Source organism: Nocardia cyriacigeorgica (genome assembly GCF_010858045.1).
In the GTDB taxonomy this organism is placed as follows: domain Bacteria; phylum Actinomycetota; class Actinomycetes; order Mycobacteriales; family Mycobacteriaceae; genus Nocardia; species Nocardia cyriacigeorgica_E.
The window spans coordinates 252,899-268,945 of sequence record NZ_JAAGVC010000004.1 but is presented as its reverse complement, the minus strand read 5'-3'; the positions used below and the strand labels follow the sequence as shown (position 1 = coordinate 268,945).

Annotated in this window: 16 protein-coding genes and 1 tRNA gene; 3 read left to right on the top strand and 14 right to left on the bottom strand. The window is 69.4% G+C overall.

Going from position 1 to position 16,047, the window contains the following annotated elements; genetic code table 11:
- Positions 1-117 precede the first annotated feature (117 nt).
- From GV790_RS06240 to GV790_RS06220, 5 genes are all read right to left on the bottom strand, one after another.
- Positions 118-384, bottom strand: a complete 267-nt coding sequence (locus GV790_RS06240; protein WP_163811436.1) for a YdeI/OmpD-associated family protein — start codon at positions 382-384, stop codon at positions 118-120.
- A 141-nt stretch (positions 385-525) separates the two neighbouring features.
- Positions 526-602: transfer RNA gene (locus GV790_RS06235), tRNA-Leu, on the bottom strand.
- Between the two features lie 60 nt (positions 603-662).
- On the bottom strand, positions 663-1,208 hold the full coding sequence (locus GV790_RS06230; RefSeq protein WP_138456220.1) for a hypothetical protein: 546 nt from the start codon (positions 1,206-1,208) through the stop codon (positions 663-665).
- 4 nt (positions 1,209-1,212) lie between these two features.
- Complete coding sequence (locus GV790_RS06225; protein ID WP_163811434.1) at positions 1,213-2,691, bottom strand: amino acid permease; 1,479 nt, start codon at positions 2,689-2,691, stop codon at positions 1,213-1,215.
- A 37-nt stretch (positions 2,692-2,728) separates the two neighbouring features.
- Entirely contained in the window at positions 2,729-4,195 is a 1,467-nt protein-coding gene (locus GV790_RS06220; protein ID WP_163811432.1) for a peptide MFS transporter, read from the bottom strand.
- A 207-nt stretch (positions 4,196-4,402) separates the two neighbouring features.
- Here GV790_RS06220 and GV790_RS06215 point away from each other — a divergent pair, with 207 nt between their 5' ends.
- Positions 4,403-4,852 carry an SRPBCC family protein gene (locus GV790_RS06215; protein ID WP_163811430.1) on the top strand — a complete coding sequence of 150 codons (450 nt, stop codon included), beginning with the start codon at positions 4,403-4,405 and terminating at the stop codon, positions 4,850-4,852.
- A gap of 100 nt (positions 4,853-4,952) precedes the next feature.
- The gene (locus GV790_RS06210; protein WP_163811427.1) at positions 4,953-5,306 is read left to right on the top strand and encodes a hypothetical protein; all 354 of its coding nucleotides are present in this window, start codon (positions 4,953-4,955) and stop codon (positions 5,304-5,306) included.
- Positions 5,307-5,312: 6 nt separating this feature from the next.
- Here GV790_RS06210 and GV790_RS06205 read toward each other — a convergent pair whose 3' ends face one another.
- The 5 genes from GV790_RS06205 to GV790_RS06185 form a co-directional block, all read right to left on the bottom strand.
- Positions 5,313-6,260 (bottom strand): Ppx/GppA phosphatase family protein, encoded by a 948-nt coding sequence (locus tag GV790_RS06205; RefSeq protein WP_163811425.1) that lies wholly within the window; start codon positions 6,258-6,260, stop codon positions 5,313-5,315.
- A 40-nt stretch (positions 6,261-6,300) separates the two neighbouring features.
- Positions 6,301-6,822 (bottom strand): DUF501 domain-containing protein, encoded by a 522-nt coding sequence (locus GV790_RS06200; RefSeq protein WP_163811423.1) that lies wholly within the window; start codon positions 6,820-6,822, stop codon positions 6,301-6,303.
- A complete protein-coding gene (locus GV790_RS06195) occupies positions 6,819-7,472 on the bottom strand; it encodes an FtsB family cell division protein (protein WP_175585810.1) in 654 nt (217 codons plus the stop codon). The genes GV790_RS06200 and GV790_RS06195 overlap by 4 nt, the downstream gene beginning before the upstream one ends.
- Before the next feature lie 25 nt (positions 7,473-7,497).
- A complete protein-coding gene (eno, locus tag GV790_RS06190; RefSeq protein WP_138450834.1) occupies positions 7,498-8,781 on the bottom strand; it encodes a phosphopyruvate hydratase in 1,284 nt (427 codons plus the stop codon).
- A gap of 142 nt (positions 8,782-8,923) precedes the next feature.
- Entirely contained in the window at positions 8,924-9,649 is a 726-nt protein-coding gene (locus GV790_RS06185) for a lytic transglycosylase domain-containing protein (RefSeq protein ID WP_163811420.1), read from the bottom strand.
- Positions 9,650-9,785: 136 nt separating this feature from the next.
- On the opposite strand from GV790_RS06185, the gene GV790_RS06180 reads away from it, so the two are divergent.
- Positions 9,786-10,139 (top strand): hypothetical protein, encoded by a 354-nt coding sequence (locus GV790_RS06180; protein WP_163811418.1) that lies wholly within the window; start codon positions 9,786-9,788, stop codon positions 10,137-10,139.
- Between the two features lie 65 nt (positions 10,140-10,204).
- Here GV790_RS06180 and GV790_RS06175 read toward each other — a convergent pair whose 3' ends face one another.
- The 4 genes from GV790_RS06175 to GV790_RS06155 all read right to left on the bottom strand — a co-directional run bounded on the left by GV790_RS06175 (position 10,205) and on the right by GV790_RS06155 (position 15,856).
- A complete protein-coding gene (locus GV790_RS06175) occupies positions 10,205-10,480 on the bottom strand; it encodes a hypothetical protein (RefSeq protein ID WP_163811416.1) in 276 nt (91 codons plus the stop codon).
- A gap of 213 nt (positions 10,481-10,693) precedes the next feature.
- Positions 10,694-13,330, bottom strand: a complete 2,637-nt coding sequence (locus GV790_RS31615; RefSeq protein WP_280212597.1) for an ATP-binding cassette domain-containing protein — start codon at positions 13,328-13,330, stop codon at positions 10,694-10,696.
- Between the two features lie 85 nt (positions 13,331-13,415).
- A complete protein-coding gene (locus tag GV790_RS06160) occupies positions 13,416-14,345 on the bottom strand; it encodes an ABC transporter permease (protein ID WP_163811414.1) in 930 nt (309 codons plus the stop codon).
- On the bottom strand, positions 14,342-15,856 hold the full coding sequence (locus tag GV790_RS06155; RefSeq protein WP_163811412.1) for an ABC transporter substrate-binding protein: 1,515 nt from the start codon (positions 15,854-15,856) through the stop codon (positions 14,342-14,344). The genes GV790_RS06160 and GV790_RS06155 overlap by 4 nt, the downstream gene beginning before the upstream one ends.
- Positions 15,857-16,047 lie beyond the last annotated feature (191 nt).

Below are 16,047 nucleotides of genomic sequence, written 5' to 3'. Positions count from 1 at the left end.
GCCGCGAACCACTGGTCGGCCACCTCACGAGCCGACGGACATGAATTCGCGCGCGGAGGCTGCGGCCCGGCAGGGCTGAACCTCAGCCAGGTGCGCCCGCACCTCGGCAATGCGGAATCAGCGGCCCGTGCGCTCGCGGTGCTTGCACCCCGGCCAGCAGCACGGCCGCCGCTGGCCTTCCTCCAGTTCCTCCTGGGTGCGCCGGATACGGCGCTCCCGGGTCTGGGCCTGCACCGCGTCCTCGACCCAGCAGATGAATTCGTTGCGGGCCAGCGGCGTGATGTCGTGCCAGGCGGCCAGCGCCACCGAGTTACCGATCAACGCCGTGCGCAGATCGTCGGGCAACTCGTGCACCACCCCACCGGGAACCCGCTGATCAGTCATAACGCCACTGTAAGCCGATCCGCGCGGCTACCGAAACGCCTCACGGATGGTGGGCGGCGGCACTCCGGACTCGTTGCGGGCCGAATCAGCCGGTCGGCCCGACGCAGGATGCGCTGGACAGCATCCGCCCTGCACCGACACTGGTGCCCCCAGTGGGACTCGAACCCACACTGTGCGGATTTTAAGTCCGCTGCCTCTGCCAATTGGGCTATAGGGGCGTCGGCTCACCCTACCGACTCGTACGGGTGTACCGGAATCCCCCGGGGCGGAGAGGCGTGTCAGGTGGTGGGGTCGGACTGGATGGTCTGGCAGGTTTCGACGAGGACGTCGGCGGCGAGCAGGCCGGATTCGTTGGCGGTTTCGCGGATTTCAGCGGACAGGGCGGGGTCGGTGGTGACCTTGCACAGGGCGATCTGGAGGGCCTCGCCGAGCAGGGCGAGATGGCGGGCGATGGCGAGCTCGTCGGCGTCGGCGTTCACCTCGTCCAGGCCGACGGGCTGGGCGTCGGACTGGATGCGGTAGCGGCGCAGGGTGTCCTCGCCGAGCACCTTCATGAATTCGACCGACGCCGCCAGGCAGCGGTTGTTGGCGACGCGGTATTCGGTGCGGTCGGAGACCCGCTCGATGAGCACCGCGGCGATGGTGGCGGCGGTGAACATGCCGTCGCACACCCGGGCAGGCCCCGCTTCCGGCGGCCCGGGAGGCGCGTCGGCCAGTCCGGTGGTCACCGCGTCGATCCAGCGGATGACCAGGTCGGTGCCGGAATGGTCGACGGCGCGGGCGGGAGGTTCCGCCCGGCGCCTGCGTCGCCACGGATTGCGCATCGTGTCACCTCTGTTCTGAGACGGACTTCCCGAGCACCGAATGCCGCTTGCCGTATGCGAAGTACACCACCAAACCCAGCGCCATCCAGACAATGAAACGCAGCCAGGTTTCCACCGACAGGTTGAGCATCAGCCACAAGCAGGCCAGCACGGCCAGAATCGGCAGCACCGGAACGAAGGGCACCTTGAACCCGCGCGGCAGATCCGGGCGGGTCTTACGCAGCACCAGCACACCGATGGAGACCAGCACGAACGCGAACAGCGTGCCGATATTGACCATCTCCTCGAGCGTGCCGAACTCGATGAAGCCGGCCAGCACCGCACACACCGCGCCGACGATGACGGTGATCCGCACCGGCGTGCCGCGGTTGCCGGTGTGGGCGAGCTTGCGCGGCATCAGCCCGTCCCGCGACATGGCGAACAGCACCCGGGTCTGGCCGAGCAGCATCACCATGACGACGGTGGTCAGGCCGGCGAGCGCACCAACGGAGATGATGTTCTTCACCCAGGTGTCGCCGTGGATGGCGAACGCCGTGGCCAGCGTCGCGTCGTCACCGGCCAGCTCGGTGTAGGGCACCATGCCGGTGAGCACCAGCGACACCGCGACGTAGAGCACCGTCACGATCATCAGCGAGCCGAGGATGCCGCGCGGCATATCGCGCTGCGGGTTCTTGGTCTCCTCGGCCGCGGTGGCGACGACGTCGAACCCGATGAAGGCGAAGAACACCAGGCTCGCCGCCGCGAGCAGGCCGTACCAGCCGAAGGTGCTGTTCCCCGCGCCGGTCACGAAGGAGAACAGCGACTGGTGCACGCCCTCGCCGCCTTCACCCGGCTTGGATTCGGGGATGTAGGGGGTGAGGTTGTCGGCGCTGAAGTAGGTCACGCCCATCACCAGCACCAGCGCGATGACGCCGAGCTTGATCGCGACGGCCACCGCCGACACCCGCGAGGACAGCTTGGTGCCGAGCGCGATCAGCGTGGTGAGCACCGCGATGAGCAACACCGCACCCCAGTCGAAATCGACCGAACCGATATGCAGGATCGGCGAGCGCGAACCCATCAGTTCACCCAGATACTGCGACCACCCCTTCGACACCACCGCCGCGGCCAGCGCGAATTCCAGGATCAGGTCCCAGCCGATGATCCAGGCCGCCAGCTCACCGAAGGTGGCGTAGGAGAAGGTGTATGCGCTGCCCGCCACCGGGACGGTCGAGGCGAACTCGGCATAGCAGAGGGCGGTCAGCGCACACGCGATGGCGGCGAAGACGAACGCCAGCGACACCGACGGTCCCGCCACATTGCCCGCGGTGCGCGCGGTGAGGGTGAAGATGCCCGCGCCGACGACGACGGCGACGCCGAAGATCGTGAGATCCCACGCGGTGAGCTCCTTGCGGAGCTTGGAATCGGGTTCGTCGGTATCGCGGATCGACTGCTCCACGCTTTTGGTGCGCCACAGCTGTCGGCGGCTGGTCGGTATCGCCACGGCGATCTCCTTCGTCTCGAGGTCTCCCAGGTGGTGGTCAGTGGACGCCTTCCATATGCCTGCTCACCCAGGGTGAGAGGCCGGCGACAACCAGACCGGCGAGGATCGCGACCGCGCCGATGATGCCGAAGTAGGCGAACTCGTCTGCCGGATCGTAGTAGCGCGCGAGGGTGCCCGACATCGAAGTACCGAGACCGACCGAGAAGAAATACAGCGCCATCATCTGCGCGCGGAACACCTCGGGCGCGAGCTGAGTGGTGACGGCCAGGCCGATCGGCGAGATCAGCAGCTCGGAGACGGCGAACACGCCCATGATGAACAGCACCAGCAGGGCGGGCACCGCGCGGCCACTGCTCTGCGACATCGGCGTGAACAACCAGAACGCCAGGCCCATGCCGATCACGCCGAGAGCGAACTTGCGCGGGGTGCTCGGCGCGCGGGAACCGAGCTTGGTCCACATCAGCGCGAACAGCGGCGAGAGCGCGATGATCCACACCGGCTCCACCGAACCGATCCAGCTCGACGGGGCGGTCCAGCCGAAGATGTTCCAGTCCATCCGCTCATCGGAATACACGGCCAGCACGGTGAAGATCTGCTGGAACAGCGACCAGAACACCGCGTTGGCGATGAACAGCGGGATGAACGCGCGTACCCGGCTGCGTTCGACGGGGCTCACCTTGCGGTCGATGAGCATGACCACGAAGTAGACGACCGAGGCGACCGCGATGACGCCGGTGGTGACGTCGGAGAGGTTGTCCAGGGTCACCAGCCCGGTGAACGCGGCCACCGCGACGATCACGGCCGCCGCGGCGACCAGGCCGAGCACCTTGCCGATGGCGCTGGGCGGCAGCGGATCGGGCACGTTGCGCCCGGCCGTGCCCAGATTGCGACGGAACACCACGTACTGGGCCAGACCGAGCCCCATGCCGATGGCGGCGGCGCCGAAACCGGCGTGGAAGCCCCACTCGCGTTGCAGCAGCCCGGTGAGCAGCGGACCGACGAAGGCGCCGAGATTGATGCCCAGATAGAACAGTGTGAAACCGCCGTCGGTGCGCGGATCGCCGTGCGGGTACAGCGTGCCGAGCAGCGAGGAGGCGTTCGCCTTGAGCGCACCGCTGCCCAGTGCCACCAGCACCAGCCCGACGCCGACGCCCGCGAGCCCGGGCAGGACGGCCAGGGCGATATGGCCGGCCATCACCACCACGCCGCCGTAGAACACGGTGCGTTCCATGCCCAGCAACCGGTCGGCTACCCAGCCGCCGAGCACGGTGGACAGATACACCAGGCCGCCATACGCCCCGACGATGCCCACGGCGGTGTCCTGATCCATCCCGAGGCCGCCCTCGGTGGCCGAGTAGTACAGGTAATACCCGAGGATGGTCAGCATGCCGTAGAAGGAGAACCGCTCCCACATCTCGACACCGAACAGGTTCGTCAACCCGATCGGGTGCCCGAACAACGTCCGCTCGGCGGGCGATTGCTCGATCTTCACTGCATCGGACATGGTCAGACAATCCCACGTTCGGCCGTTGTGCACAGGCATCCACACCGAAAATGCATCGAACCGCGACGTCTTCGCGCGATTTGCGCTGGTGCCGCATCCGTCGCGGCGCGCCGGGTTCGCCGAGGGTGATTAGGCTCGGGCCGGGAACATCACACCCGTGGCGAGTGCGGGCGCTCCGGGAGCCCCGACGACGAAGGCGGTGCGCTGATGACGGAAGTCGAAGTGACGGTGCCGGTGCCGATCGACCAGGCCTTCGCGGCCCTGGCCGATGGCTGGTTGTACGCGAGCTGGGTCGTCGGCGCCTCGCATATCCGGGTGGTGGACCGTGGCTGGCCCGCCGTGGGCACTCGCATCCATCACAGCGTCGGCCTGTGGCCGCTGACCATGCAGGACGTCACCAAGGTCACCGCCGTCGACCCGCCGTACCTGCTCGAACTCGACGCCCACCTGTGGTTGATCGGCGCGGCCTGGATCCGCTTCGACCTCGACGAGCCGCAACCGAACCTCACTCGGATCAGGATGTCGGAGCGCGCGTCCCGAGGCGTGGGCAGCCTGATCCCGGGGATCGCGCAGAACCTGTTCTTCGCCGCGCGCAATCAGGAATCGCTGGACCGGCTCGCGCACCTGATCATCGGACGGGCCGAAGCGCAGCCGTGACGCGGCGCTGACGCGCTCAGTAGTTCGATCTTCCCTCCGCACAGCAGTTCTGGGTAGTCTCGATGCGCGGCGGATGGCCGCGTCACCGGGAGGGAATCACATGCGTTTCGCACGAGCATCGCTGGGCGCCGGGGCGCTCGCGATCACGGCCGTGGCCGCCATTTTCACCGCACCGCCCGCGCAGGCCGCGCCGCCGGGTCATGTCACCTGCGGTGCGACGCCGGTGGGTTCCCGGCTGGACGTCACCTGCACCAACACCGACGTCGGTGCGGGCACCGGCACACTCGTCGGGCTGTGCAGCAACCTGCGCATCCTGTATGAGGCCCATTTCCGGCTCGCGGGCAATTCCTCCGGAACCTTCAGCCAGGATTGCGGACCGGGTGCGCAGCCGATCTGGTGGCACACCCCTGGTATCACCGACTATCAGCAGATGCTGCAGAACCGGGGCACCTGAGGGCACTCAGGCGATGGACAGGGCGATGCCGTCGAGGATGTCGTGTTCGCTGACGACGAGTTCGGAGATGCCCGCGCGACGGGCGAGTTCTTCGGAGAGCACCTCGGTGATGACGGCGCCGCCGCCGATGACGTCGACGCGGCCGGGATGCATCGGGCCGAGGGCCGCACGCTCATCGTGGCTCATCGCGACGAGGCGGTCGCAGACGTCATGCAACTGCTCGAGCGTCAGCCGGGTGAGATGAACGCGCTCGGAGTCGTATTCGGGTAGATCGAGGGCGACGGCGGCGATGGTGGTCATGGTGCCCGCGACGCCGACCCAGGTGTGCGCCGAATCGACGGGCACATGCGTGAAGGCCTCGGCGAGGCGTTCGGCGGCGAAAGCGCGTGCGGCGGTGACCTGTTCGGCGTCGGGCGGGTTGCCGGGCAGGCAGCGTTCGGTGATCCGGACGCAACCGATGTCGGCGGAGTAGGCGGCGTGCACGCCATCGCTGTCACCGACCACGAGTTCGGTGGAGCCGCCGCCCAAGTCGACCACGACGAACGGTCCTGCGGCATCGGGCAATTCGCCCACCGCGCCGGAGAACGACAGCCGCGCCTCCTCATCGCCGGTGATGACCTCGGCCTCCGCGCCCGGCACCACCGCGCCGAGTTCGGCCCTGGTCATGGCGAAGAAATCCGCGCGGTTGGCGGCGTCGCGAGTGGCGGAGGTGGCGACCATGCGCACCCGGGCCACCTGGTGTTCACGCATGAGCGCGACGTAGTCGGCGAGCGCGACGCGGGTGCGTTCGATGGCTTCGGGCGCGAGCCTGCCGGTGGCGTCCACACCCTGGCCGAGCCGCACGATGCGCATCTCGCGGTGCACGTCGGTGAGCTTGCCGTCGGCGCCGATATCGGCGATCAGTAAGCGGATCGAGTTCGTGCCGCAATCGACCGCGGCGACCCTGTCACTCATGCTGTGTCCTCCTGCACCCGGCCGAAACGCGCCGACCGGCTCATGCGTCCTGATCCGCCCGCTCGAATCGCGGCCAATCCGCCGGGACCGCCGTCCCACGCAGGCCGTGTTCGGCGGCCAGCGCCACGGCCTCGTCGCCGAGCGGGTTCACACCGGGGCCCTTGGCCAGCGAATGCGCGATCAGCACATGCAGGCATTTGACCCGCTCCGGCATGCCGCCGCCGGTGAAATCGGTGCCCAGCGGCTCGATGGCGTCGCGTTCGGCCAGGTAGCTCTCGTGGGCGGCGCGGTAGGCGGCGGCCAGTTCGGGGTCGCTGCCGAGGCGTTCGGTCATCTCGCGCATCACGCCCGCCGATTCCTGCCTGCTCGCCTCCGCCGTGAGCCGCGGGTCGGTGAGGTAGTACAGGGTCGGGAACGGGGTGCCGTCGGGCAGCCGTGGCGCCGTCTTCACCACCGCGGGCACACCGTCGGGGGTGCGGTAGGCGATGGCGAGCACCCCGCGCGGGGTGCGGCCCAGCTGTTCGGCGATGATCCGCAGATCCCGGTCGTCGGGTTCGGTCACCTGGGTCCTTCCGGGTTCGGCGCGGGCGCGGCCGGCGGCGTCGTTGTCGCCGGTGCGGGTTCGGGGGCGGGCTGTGGTTCGGACACACTGCGCCACAGGCCGGTATACCAGGGATCCGGTTCCCGCGACGGCGTCGTCGGGCCCGGACGCGCTGGCGCCTCGATGCCGGGAACCTGCACGATGTACGGCGTTTCACCGGGCATCACCAGGCGCAGCCGGTCCTTGGCCTCGGAGCGGATATAGGCCGGATCCTGCTGCTGCGCGCGACGATCACGCAACCGGGCCAGATCGTCTTCGAGCTGCCTGCGTTCCTGAGCCAGCTGCGCGGCCTCGGCCCGCTGACTGAAATAGGTGCGCATCGGCACCGCCAGGGTCAGCGCCAGCGCGCACACGACCATCGCCAGGATGACCGCCTTCCCGGTGGACAAACCGAGGATGGTGCGTTCGGGTGTGTCCTTGCCCGCCGACTTCTTCTTGCGGGCGCTGATCTTGCGCGGCTCGGCCTTGTCGTCGGGGCGGCGCCGCGCGGTCCGGCTCGGCGCCGCGGCCCGGCCGTGCTGATCGGCGGCGGGGCGGGAGCGGGCGGCACGCGACGTGCGGCGGTCGCCTCGTCCGGCTGGACTGGTACCACGCGCACGTCGCTCCGTCATATCCCTACCCCATGTATCGCTGCTGTCAGTCCTCGAACGCGAAGCGCGGGAACGCGACGTCGCCCGCGTAACGCGCCGAATCACCGAGGGCGTCCTCGATGCGCAGCAGCTGGTTGTACTTGGCCACGCGCTCGCTGCGGGCGGGCGCGCCGGTCTTGATCTGACCGCTGCCGACGGCCACCGCCAGGTCGGCGATGGTGGTGTCCTCGGTCTCGCCGGAGCGGTGGCTCATCATGGTCTTGTAGCCGTTGCGGTGGGCGAGCTCGACGGCGTCGAGGGTCTCGGTCAGCGTGCCGATCTGGTTCACCTTCACCAGCAGCGCGTTCGCGGCGCCCTTGCTGATGCCCTCTTCCAGGCGCTCCGGGTTGGTGACGAACAGGTCGTCGCCGACCAGCTGGATCTTGTCGCCGATCTGATCGGTCAGCGCGACCCAGCCGTCCCAGTCGTCCTCCGACAGCGGGTCCTCGATGGAGACCAGCGGGTAGGCGGTGAGCAGGTCGGCGTAGAACTGCGCCATCTCGGCGGCGGTCCGGACGTTGCCCTCGAACTTGTAGCCGGCGTCAGAGTAGAACTCGGTGGCGGCCACGTCCAGCGCCAGCGCGACATCGCTGCCCAGCTTCAGGCCGGTCTTGGCGATCGCGGAGCTGATCAGGTCCAGCGCCTCACGGGTGCCCGCCACGTCGGGGGCGAAACCGCCTTCGTCACCGAGGCCGGTGGCCAGGCCCTTGGACTTGAGCACCGACTTGAGGGCGTGGTAGACCTCCGCGCCCCAGCGCAGCGACTCCTTGAAGGTGGGCGCGCCGATCGGGGCGACCATGAACTCCTGGACATCGACGCCGGTGTCGGCGTGCGCGCCGCCGTTGAGGATGTTCATCATCGGCACCGGGAGCACATGGGCGTTCGGGCCGCCGAGGTAGCGGAACAGCTCGAGACCCGAGGATTCGGCGGCGGCGCGAGCCACCGCGAGCGACACACCCAGCAGGGCGTTGGCGCCCAGGCGCGACTTGTCCGGGGTGCCATCCAGATCCAGCAGCACCTGGTCGACGGTGCGCTGCTCCACCGCGTCCAGACCGATGACGGCCGGGGCGATCTCGTCGAGCACACCCTCGACGGCCTTCTGCACACCCTTGCCCAGGTAGCGGTCGCCACCATCGCGCAGTTCCACCGCCTCGTGCTCACCGGTGGACGCGCCGGACGGCACGGCCGCCCTGGTCAGCGTGCCGTCGTCGAGGGCGATCTCGACCTCGACGGTGGGGTTTCCGCGCGAATCCAGGATCTCGCGAGCTCCGACCTGTTCGATGATGGCCACGAAAACGACACTCCTTCGGCTGCTGGCACGGTGGTTGCTGACGTGTTGGCCGTGCGCTGCGAGCCTAACGCCCACCGCGCTGTGGGAGTAACCGGCACTCCGGGTGCACCGCTGTTCGGCGGCGCCGCGCACGTGGGCGGCCTCACACCCGCCTGCCGACGCTGTAGGCGGCGGCACGGTCGCGCACGTCCATCATGTAGCTCTCGGAGCGGTTGTAGGTGAACAGCGCCTTGGACCAGCCCTCCGGTGTGGTGAGCACGCCGCCGCTGTCGCAGAGATAGCGGGCGGCGGTGAGGGCGGCGTCGTCGATGCTGTGCGGATCGATCACGCCGTCGCCGTTGGCGTCCACGCCCCAGCGCTTCCAGGTTTCCGGGATGAACTGCAACGGGCCGACGGCACGGTCGTGCACCGGATCACCGTCCAGGGCGCCGTTGTCGGTGTCAGGGATGCGCGCGACGCCAGGGGAGCCGTCCAGTGCGATGCCGATGATCGGCGGCTCGACACGGCCGGTCCCGCTCACCTCCGAACCGCGGTAGGTGCCGTGCTTGCTCTCCACGCTGCCGATCCCGGCCAGGGTGGTCCAGGCGATGCCGCAATCGGGCCGCGCACGCACCATCACCGCGGCCGCGTACCCGTAGGCCTCCAGCGCCGGCACCGGGATGCGCAGCGTGTCGGCGTGTTCGGTGGCCCAGGCGTTCAGCTGGGCGGCGGTGCGTCCGGGAGCGTCGATATCGATCACGGGCAGCGGCGCGCCCGGGCCGGGCGGCAGCCCCTCCGGGATCGGCACCAGGTCGCGGTCGATCCCGCAACCGGCGAGCACCAGCGCGGCGAGGGTTACGGCGATCGCGCCGGTCTTCTTCGAGAGCACCCTTCCATCATCCAGATCGGTGCGGCCGGTGAGAGGCGCCGCGCGGTGGGGTGGGTCACTCGGACCCCGCCGGACACGTTTGCGACAGAGGGTTGCGGCAATTCGGCAGATATCCGATCAGTCGAGGTGCGGGCATATGACCGATGACGTGGAGAAACGCTGGACCGACGAGGGAACCTACCGGCGGGCGGCGGTGTACGCGCTGTCTGTGATCGGGGCAGCTGCCGTCGTCTTCGGCATCGCCGCGTTCTGGGCGAGCGCGCACTGCGGTGAGCACGAGCCGCTGATGTGCGATGCGCCCGCCCAGTCGGCGATCCTGATCGGGCCGACCGTGGTGGCGCTGCTCGGCGGGATCGGCGCCTTCGTGCAGACGCTTCGGCAATGGCGACGGGGCAGCAACTGGGTGATCTGGCAGGGCGCCGGGTGGTTCCTGTTCACGCTGACGATGTTCTATATCGCCATGGGCGCGCGGTCCATCGGCGCGACCTGAACCGGCGGGCCGCTTCCGGCGCGTGTGTTGCGGGCACCCGCCTCATGCCGATCCCGCGCCCGGCACTATCCGGCGCCGAGAGCGAAGACGAGTGTTGCCAGCCCGCCGAGAGTGCACAGCAGGCCGATCAGGTTGGACCAGAACTCGATTCGCGCGATATGCCGGTGACGTTCACGGTGCTGGAAATACCCGGAGGTGGGGACCCAGTCGCCGACGAAACAGAAATCCGCGCTGCGCCGCGCGCGTGCACCGAGCACGTGCGCGACAGCACCCGTCAGCAGCGCCGCGACCGCGACCGTGCTGAAGATGGCGATGCCGGCGATTGCCAAGGAATGAGCCATGAAAACCCCCTGTGACCTCTGGTTCCTCAGCAGTGTGGCAGAGGGGTACGACAAGTTCGGGCGAGCCGGCGTAGGCCTTCCCGCGGGGGCGTGAGAGCGCTCGGCCGTTTCCCGCACAGCCCGAACGCCGGGTCGAGGCGGCGCATGAATCGATCGCCGCCGACCTCGTCCGGTGGGAGCTCCCGGACGGCCGGTGGAGTGCGCAGGGCCGGGTCAGTGCAGCAGCTCGCGGGTGGCCGCGTGGTCCGGGGCGGCGAGGACGGTCGCGCTCGGGCCGGACTCGACCGGGCGGCCGTGGTCGAGGACCAGGATGTCGGGGCAGTTGGCAGCGACGACTGCCATATCGTGCGTAATGAGCAGCAGGGCGGTGCCGCGCTCGGTGCGGATGCGGTCGAGCAGGGACAAGATGGCGTCGGCGGTGGCGTGGTCGAGCGCGGCGGTGATCTCGTCGCACAACAGGACGGCGGGCTCGGCGGCAAGGGCGCGGGCCAGGGCCACGCGTTGACGTTGGCCGCCGGAGAGCTCATGTGGATAGCGGGTGGCGAGCGCGGGATCCAGTTCGACCGACGTCAGCAATTCGGAGATCTGTTGCCGCAGTCGTTGTTTCGATCGACGATCGAAGAGACGCGCCTGCACCCGATCGATCTGCCCCCGGTGGGCTTGCGCCCGACGTTTCGCGACCCGGCCCAGCGGGCGAGCCAGCGTCTGCGCGACGGTGCGGCGCGGATTGAGCGCGGATCTCGGATTCTGCGTGACGAGTTGAATCCGGTTGTGCGCGTGCGAATCCCTACGCGAGGCAATGAGCGGCAGCGACGCGCCCTCCAGTTCGAGCGAACCGGAGCCCTCCCGGTGCAGGCCGGCCAGCACCCGCGCGAGGGTGGTCTTGCCCGCGCCGGAGGCACCGACGACGGCTAGTGCCGACCCGCGAGCGAGCGTGAAGTCGATCCCGGACAACACCGGCTTCCCACCGATCGAGGCGCACACCTGCTGCGCGCGCAGGACGATCGGCTCGGCACCGGACGCCGAGGCGTCGCCGCGCACTCGGCGGGCCGACACACTGCCGAGCTCGACGACCTGATCGGCGATCGAGTGCACGGTCTCGGTGTCGTGACCGGTGAGCACAACCGTGACGCCGGTCGCCGCGATCCCCGAGATCACGCCGGCGATCTCGGCGCGCAGCGCGGCGTGCAGCCCGGCGAACGGCTCGTCCAACGCCAGGATGCCGGTGCCACGGACCAGCGCACGCGCCAGGGCCACGCGACGTTGCTGCCCGCCGGACAGCTCGTCGGGCCTGCGATCCAGGTGTGCGGCGGACAGGCCGACCTGTTCCAGCACCTGCGTCAGGGCCGCGCCCGAGCTGTCGCGCGCGACTTCGGCCAGCAACGTCCGCACCCGCATGAGCGGATTGAGCGCCGAACCGGGATCCTGCCCGACATAAGCGATCCGATCGCGGCGCAAGGCCCGCAACTGCGCCTGCTCGAGCGTCAACACCGAGCGCCCGGCCACGGTCAACCCGCCCTCGACGCGCACATTCGCCTCCGGCAATTGCCCAAGCAGCAACCGCAGCAACGTCGTCTTCCCGCATCCCGACGGCCCGGTCAACGCGGTGACCCCACCCGGCCCCGCCCGAAAGGAGACCGGCCCCAACAGTTTCTGCCCACCCGATCCGACCACGACGACACCGTCCACAACCACAGCGGCGTCATCCACCCGTCGCACCGCATCACCGGCCGCCGCCCGCACACCCACACCGCTACCAGCCCCCGCGACGTCGCCCCGACCAGCTACCCCCGCGCCGGTATCGGCGGCGTTGGGCGGAACACCCGCACCGTCGCGCCGCCCAGCAACCACCCCGGCCGCACCTGCCACATCGCGCGACCCAGCATCCCCAACGGCTCCCATGCTCAACTCAGCAGCCCGCGCACTCGAATCGTCGCGCGCCCCTCCGGCTCCCGCACTCGAACCAGCAGCACGCGCACCCGCATCGTCGCGAAACCCAGCAGCCCCAACACCCTCGAACGGTCCGGTGGCTGCGGGCCGGGCACCGGGAGACGTCGTGGCGTTCGGCGCCACGTCCCGGCCGAACTCCGAGACCGCGAGGTTCACGCTGACCGCCACGATCGCGATGGCGAGGCTCGGGGCCAGCGCTGCCCATGGGTTCAGTAGGAGGCCGGAGGTGTTGTCGCGGACCATGACGGCCCAGTTGGTGGCGCCAAGGGTGGTGGGCAGTTGCAGGAAGGAGGCGGTGGCTACCAAGTAGACACCGGCCACGAAACGCAGGCCGAGTTGAGTCGCGAACACTTCGCGCAGGTTGGGCATCACCTCGCGGAACACCAGGTGGGGCAGTGTTTCTCCGCTGGCCTGCGCGGCTTCCACATAGCCACTGGCGGCCACGCCCGCGGCCGCGGCGGCGAACACGCGGGCGCAGTAGGGCGCGCCGAAGAGCAGGGCCAGCACGATCAAGCCGGCCACCCCCGCATCCGGCCAGGACGTCAGCACGAGCAGGATGCCGAGGACTGCGGGCAGCAGGATGACGAAATCCATGCCGAGTTCGATCACCGCACCCGCGCGTGGACGTAGCGCCGCCACGACGCCGAGCACGCCGGCCACCACGGTCACGACGACGGCGATCACCGCGGCCGTCAACAACAGGCCCCAGCCGCCGTACAGCAGACGGCTCAGCACATCCCGGCCCAGCCGGTCGGTGCCGAGCCACGCCGCACCACTCGGGCCGGCGAACGGGATCCCGACGGGCTGCTCGGCACCGCGCGCGGCCAGACTCGGGCCGAGCACCGCGAGCACGACCACCAGCACAGCGGGCGCCACCGCCGCGATCCGCCGCAAGTTCATCACCGCATCACCGCCGTAGCTCGAGCGCGGCCGGCCGGCCGTCGACGTCGCGATCCGCGGCCGCGAAGGAACTCCCGCGCGGCGTTCACATCCGCCCCCGCAGCGCCCAGGTCCGCACCGCATCCGCCGCGGCCAGCATCACCATGATCACCACACCCGTCAGCGCCACGACCGCCGCCATCAGTGCGGTGTCCCGGTCGGCGACCGATGCGGCCAGCAGCGCCCCGAGCCCCGGATAGTTGAAGATCGTCTCCACCACGAGGGCACCGCCGAGCAGCATGCCGACGGTGGTGGCGAAGCTCGCGACGATCGTCGGCAGAGCGAAGGGCAGCACATGCCGGGTCAGCACCGTGCGTTCCGGAAGCCCGTCCAGCACAGCCGTTTCCACATGCGGAAGCCGGGCGGCGTCCGCCAGGGCCGCGCGCACGACCCTGGTGTTCCAGCCGATCTGCGGGATGGCCAGGGCGAGCACCGGCAGCACCAGCATGTCGGCCGAGACCGGGAATCCGGAACGGCCGGTGATGGTCACCGCCGGCAGCCAGCCGGTGGCCAGCGAGAACACCAGGATCAGCAGCGTCGCGACCACGAACTCCGGCACCGCGACGGCGGTCGTGGTACTCGGTTGCAGGACGCGGCCGAGCGCGCCGCGTGGTCGCACCGACCACCAGGCCCCGAGCGCCAATGAGGCGGCAATCGTCACCGCGAAAGCGAGGCCGCCGAGCAGCAGCGTCTGCGGGAAGGTGTCGGCCAGCAGCTCACCGACCGGTCTGCCGCGCGCGGTCCGGCCGAAATCGCCGGTGAGCACGCCGGCGAGCCAATCGCCGAAGCGCACCGGCAGCGCACGGTCCAGGCCGAGTTCGCGTTCCTTCGCCGCGACCGCCGCCTCGGTGGCGTCACGGCCGAGGACGGCGCGGGCGGTGCTGCCCGGCAGCAGATCGACGGCCGCGAACACCGCCGCCAGCAAGACGACGAGCAGGGCGACGCGCCGGATCAACAGGCGGGCGAACCTGATCACGACAACCAGGCGCGTTCCAGTTGCACCCGCGCGTAACCGCCGAGCGTGGGCAGATCGTGTACCCGTGTGGTCGCGATATCGATGCCGTCTGCCATGCCCCACACCAGGTAGCCGCCGCGCTCGTGCTGGATGCGCTGCAGCTCGCGTGCGGCGTCGGCTTGATCGGCCGGGTTCTGCGCCGCCAGCGCTTTCGCCGTGGCGGCGTCGAAAGCCGGGTCGCGGAAGGCGGTTTCATTGCGGTTGGAGGCACTCGACATCAGGCTGTTGGCGAAGAACAATGTGGAATCGTTGGTGCCCCAGGAGATCGTGTAGAACGGCGCGAGCAGCCAGGTCTGGTCGTAGAAGGTGTTCGGCTCCTGCGTCACCACCTCGACCCGCAGTCCGATATCGGCCAGCTGGGTGGCGATCACCTGCGCCGACTCCACCTCGCCCGGAGCCTCCGCCTTGGTCACCAGCTGGTAGCCGCGGCCGGTGTCGAACCCGGCCTCACGCAGCAGGTTCTTCGCGCGGTCGATATCGCGGGAGCGCTGCGGAATGGCCTTGTCGTACAACGGATCCCCGGTGCCGAGGATGTCGTTGGCGACGGTGCCGTACCCGGAATGCACCTGGTCGACCAGCGCGCCGCGATCGACGCCGAGGCGCACCGCGGTGCGCACCCGTGGATCGGCGAAGGGCCCGTCGGAGGCGCGCATGGCCACCCCGACGACGGTGTCGTTCGCCCTGCGCACCACCTGGAGATCGCCGCGCCCGGCCGCGGTGCGCCCGGCGATCGCCCCCACATTGGAGGCCAGGTCGATCTGGTTGCCGAGCACAGCGTTGCCCAGCGCGGTGACGCTGTCGAACATGGTGACCTCGATGGCGTCGAGCAGTGCCGGTGTGCTGTGCCAGCGTTCGTTGCGCACCAGCCGGGCGGTGCCGCCCTCGAAGGATTCGAAGCGGAACGGCCCGGTGCCGTTCGGCTGGGTGAAGTCGGTGGTGTCCTTCTTGACGGTGAACGTCATCAGACGCACCAGCAACGGGATCTGCGAGTTGGGTTCGGGTGTGGCGAGCACGATATGGCCCGGTCCGTCGGCGGTGATGTCCTCGGCCGCCACGGGCATTTTGGACGGCCCGCCCTGCTCGCGCAGTCGGCGCAGCGACCAGACCACGTCCTCGGAGGTGACCGGGCTACCGTCGTGGAAGGTGGCGCCCTCGGCGAGGGTGAACCGCCAGCGCTTGCCCGCGGCGTCCGGTTCCCACGCGGTGGCCAGCCGCGCGGCCACGGTCGGGTTCGCCGCCGGCACCGTCAGCGGGTCGTAGACCAGCGAGGTGACGAGGAAATCGCTGTCATTGCTGAGGTTGGCGTGTGGATCGCGTTCCAGGCGTGCGGGGGTGCCGAGCGCGCCGACCCGCAAGGTGCCGCCAGACCGCGGTGGACCGGCTGATTCTGTCCCATTCGAACAGGCAGCCGCCAGCAGTACGGCGCCGACACCGACACCGGATCGCAGCAACTGTCGTCGGTTCAAACCCATTGCGCCGCCTTCCCTACCGAAACACACCCGCCCGTCGACCCTGGAGAAATCACCCAGGGAAGGCTAGCCTAATCGTGTTCTGCGTCTCTCGGCGGCCGATGTGCGAATTGGGTGATACCGCCCACTAGCTGCACTTCGGCTCGGTTATGCTACATCGCTATCCAATCGCCAAAGTTAGGTAAGCCTTGCTC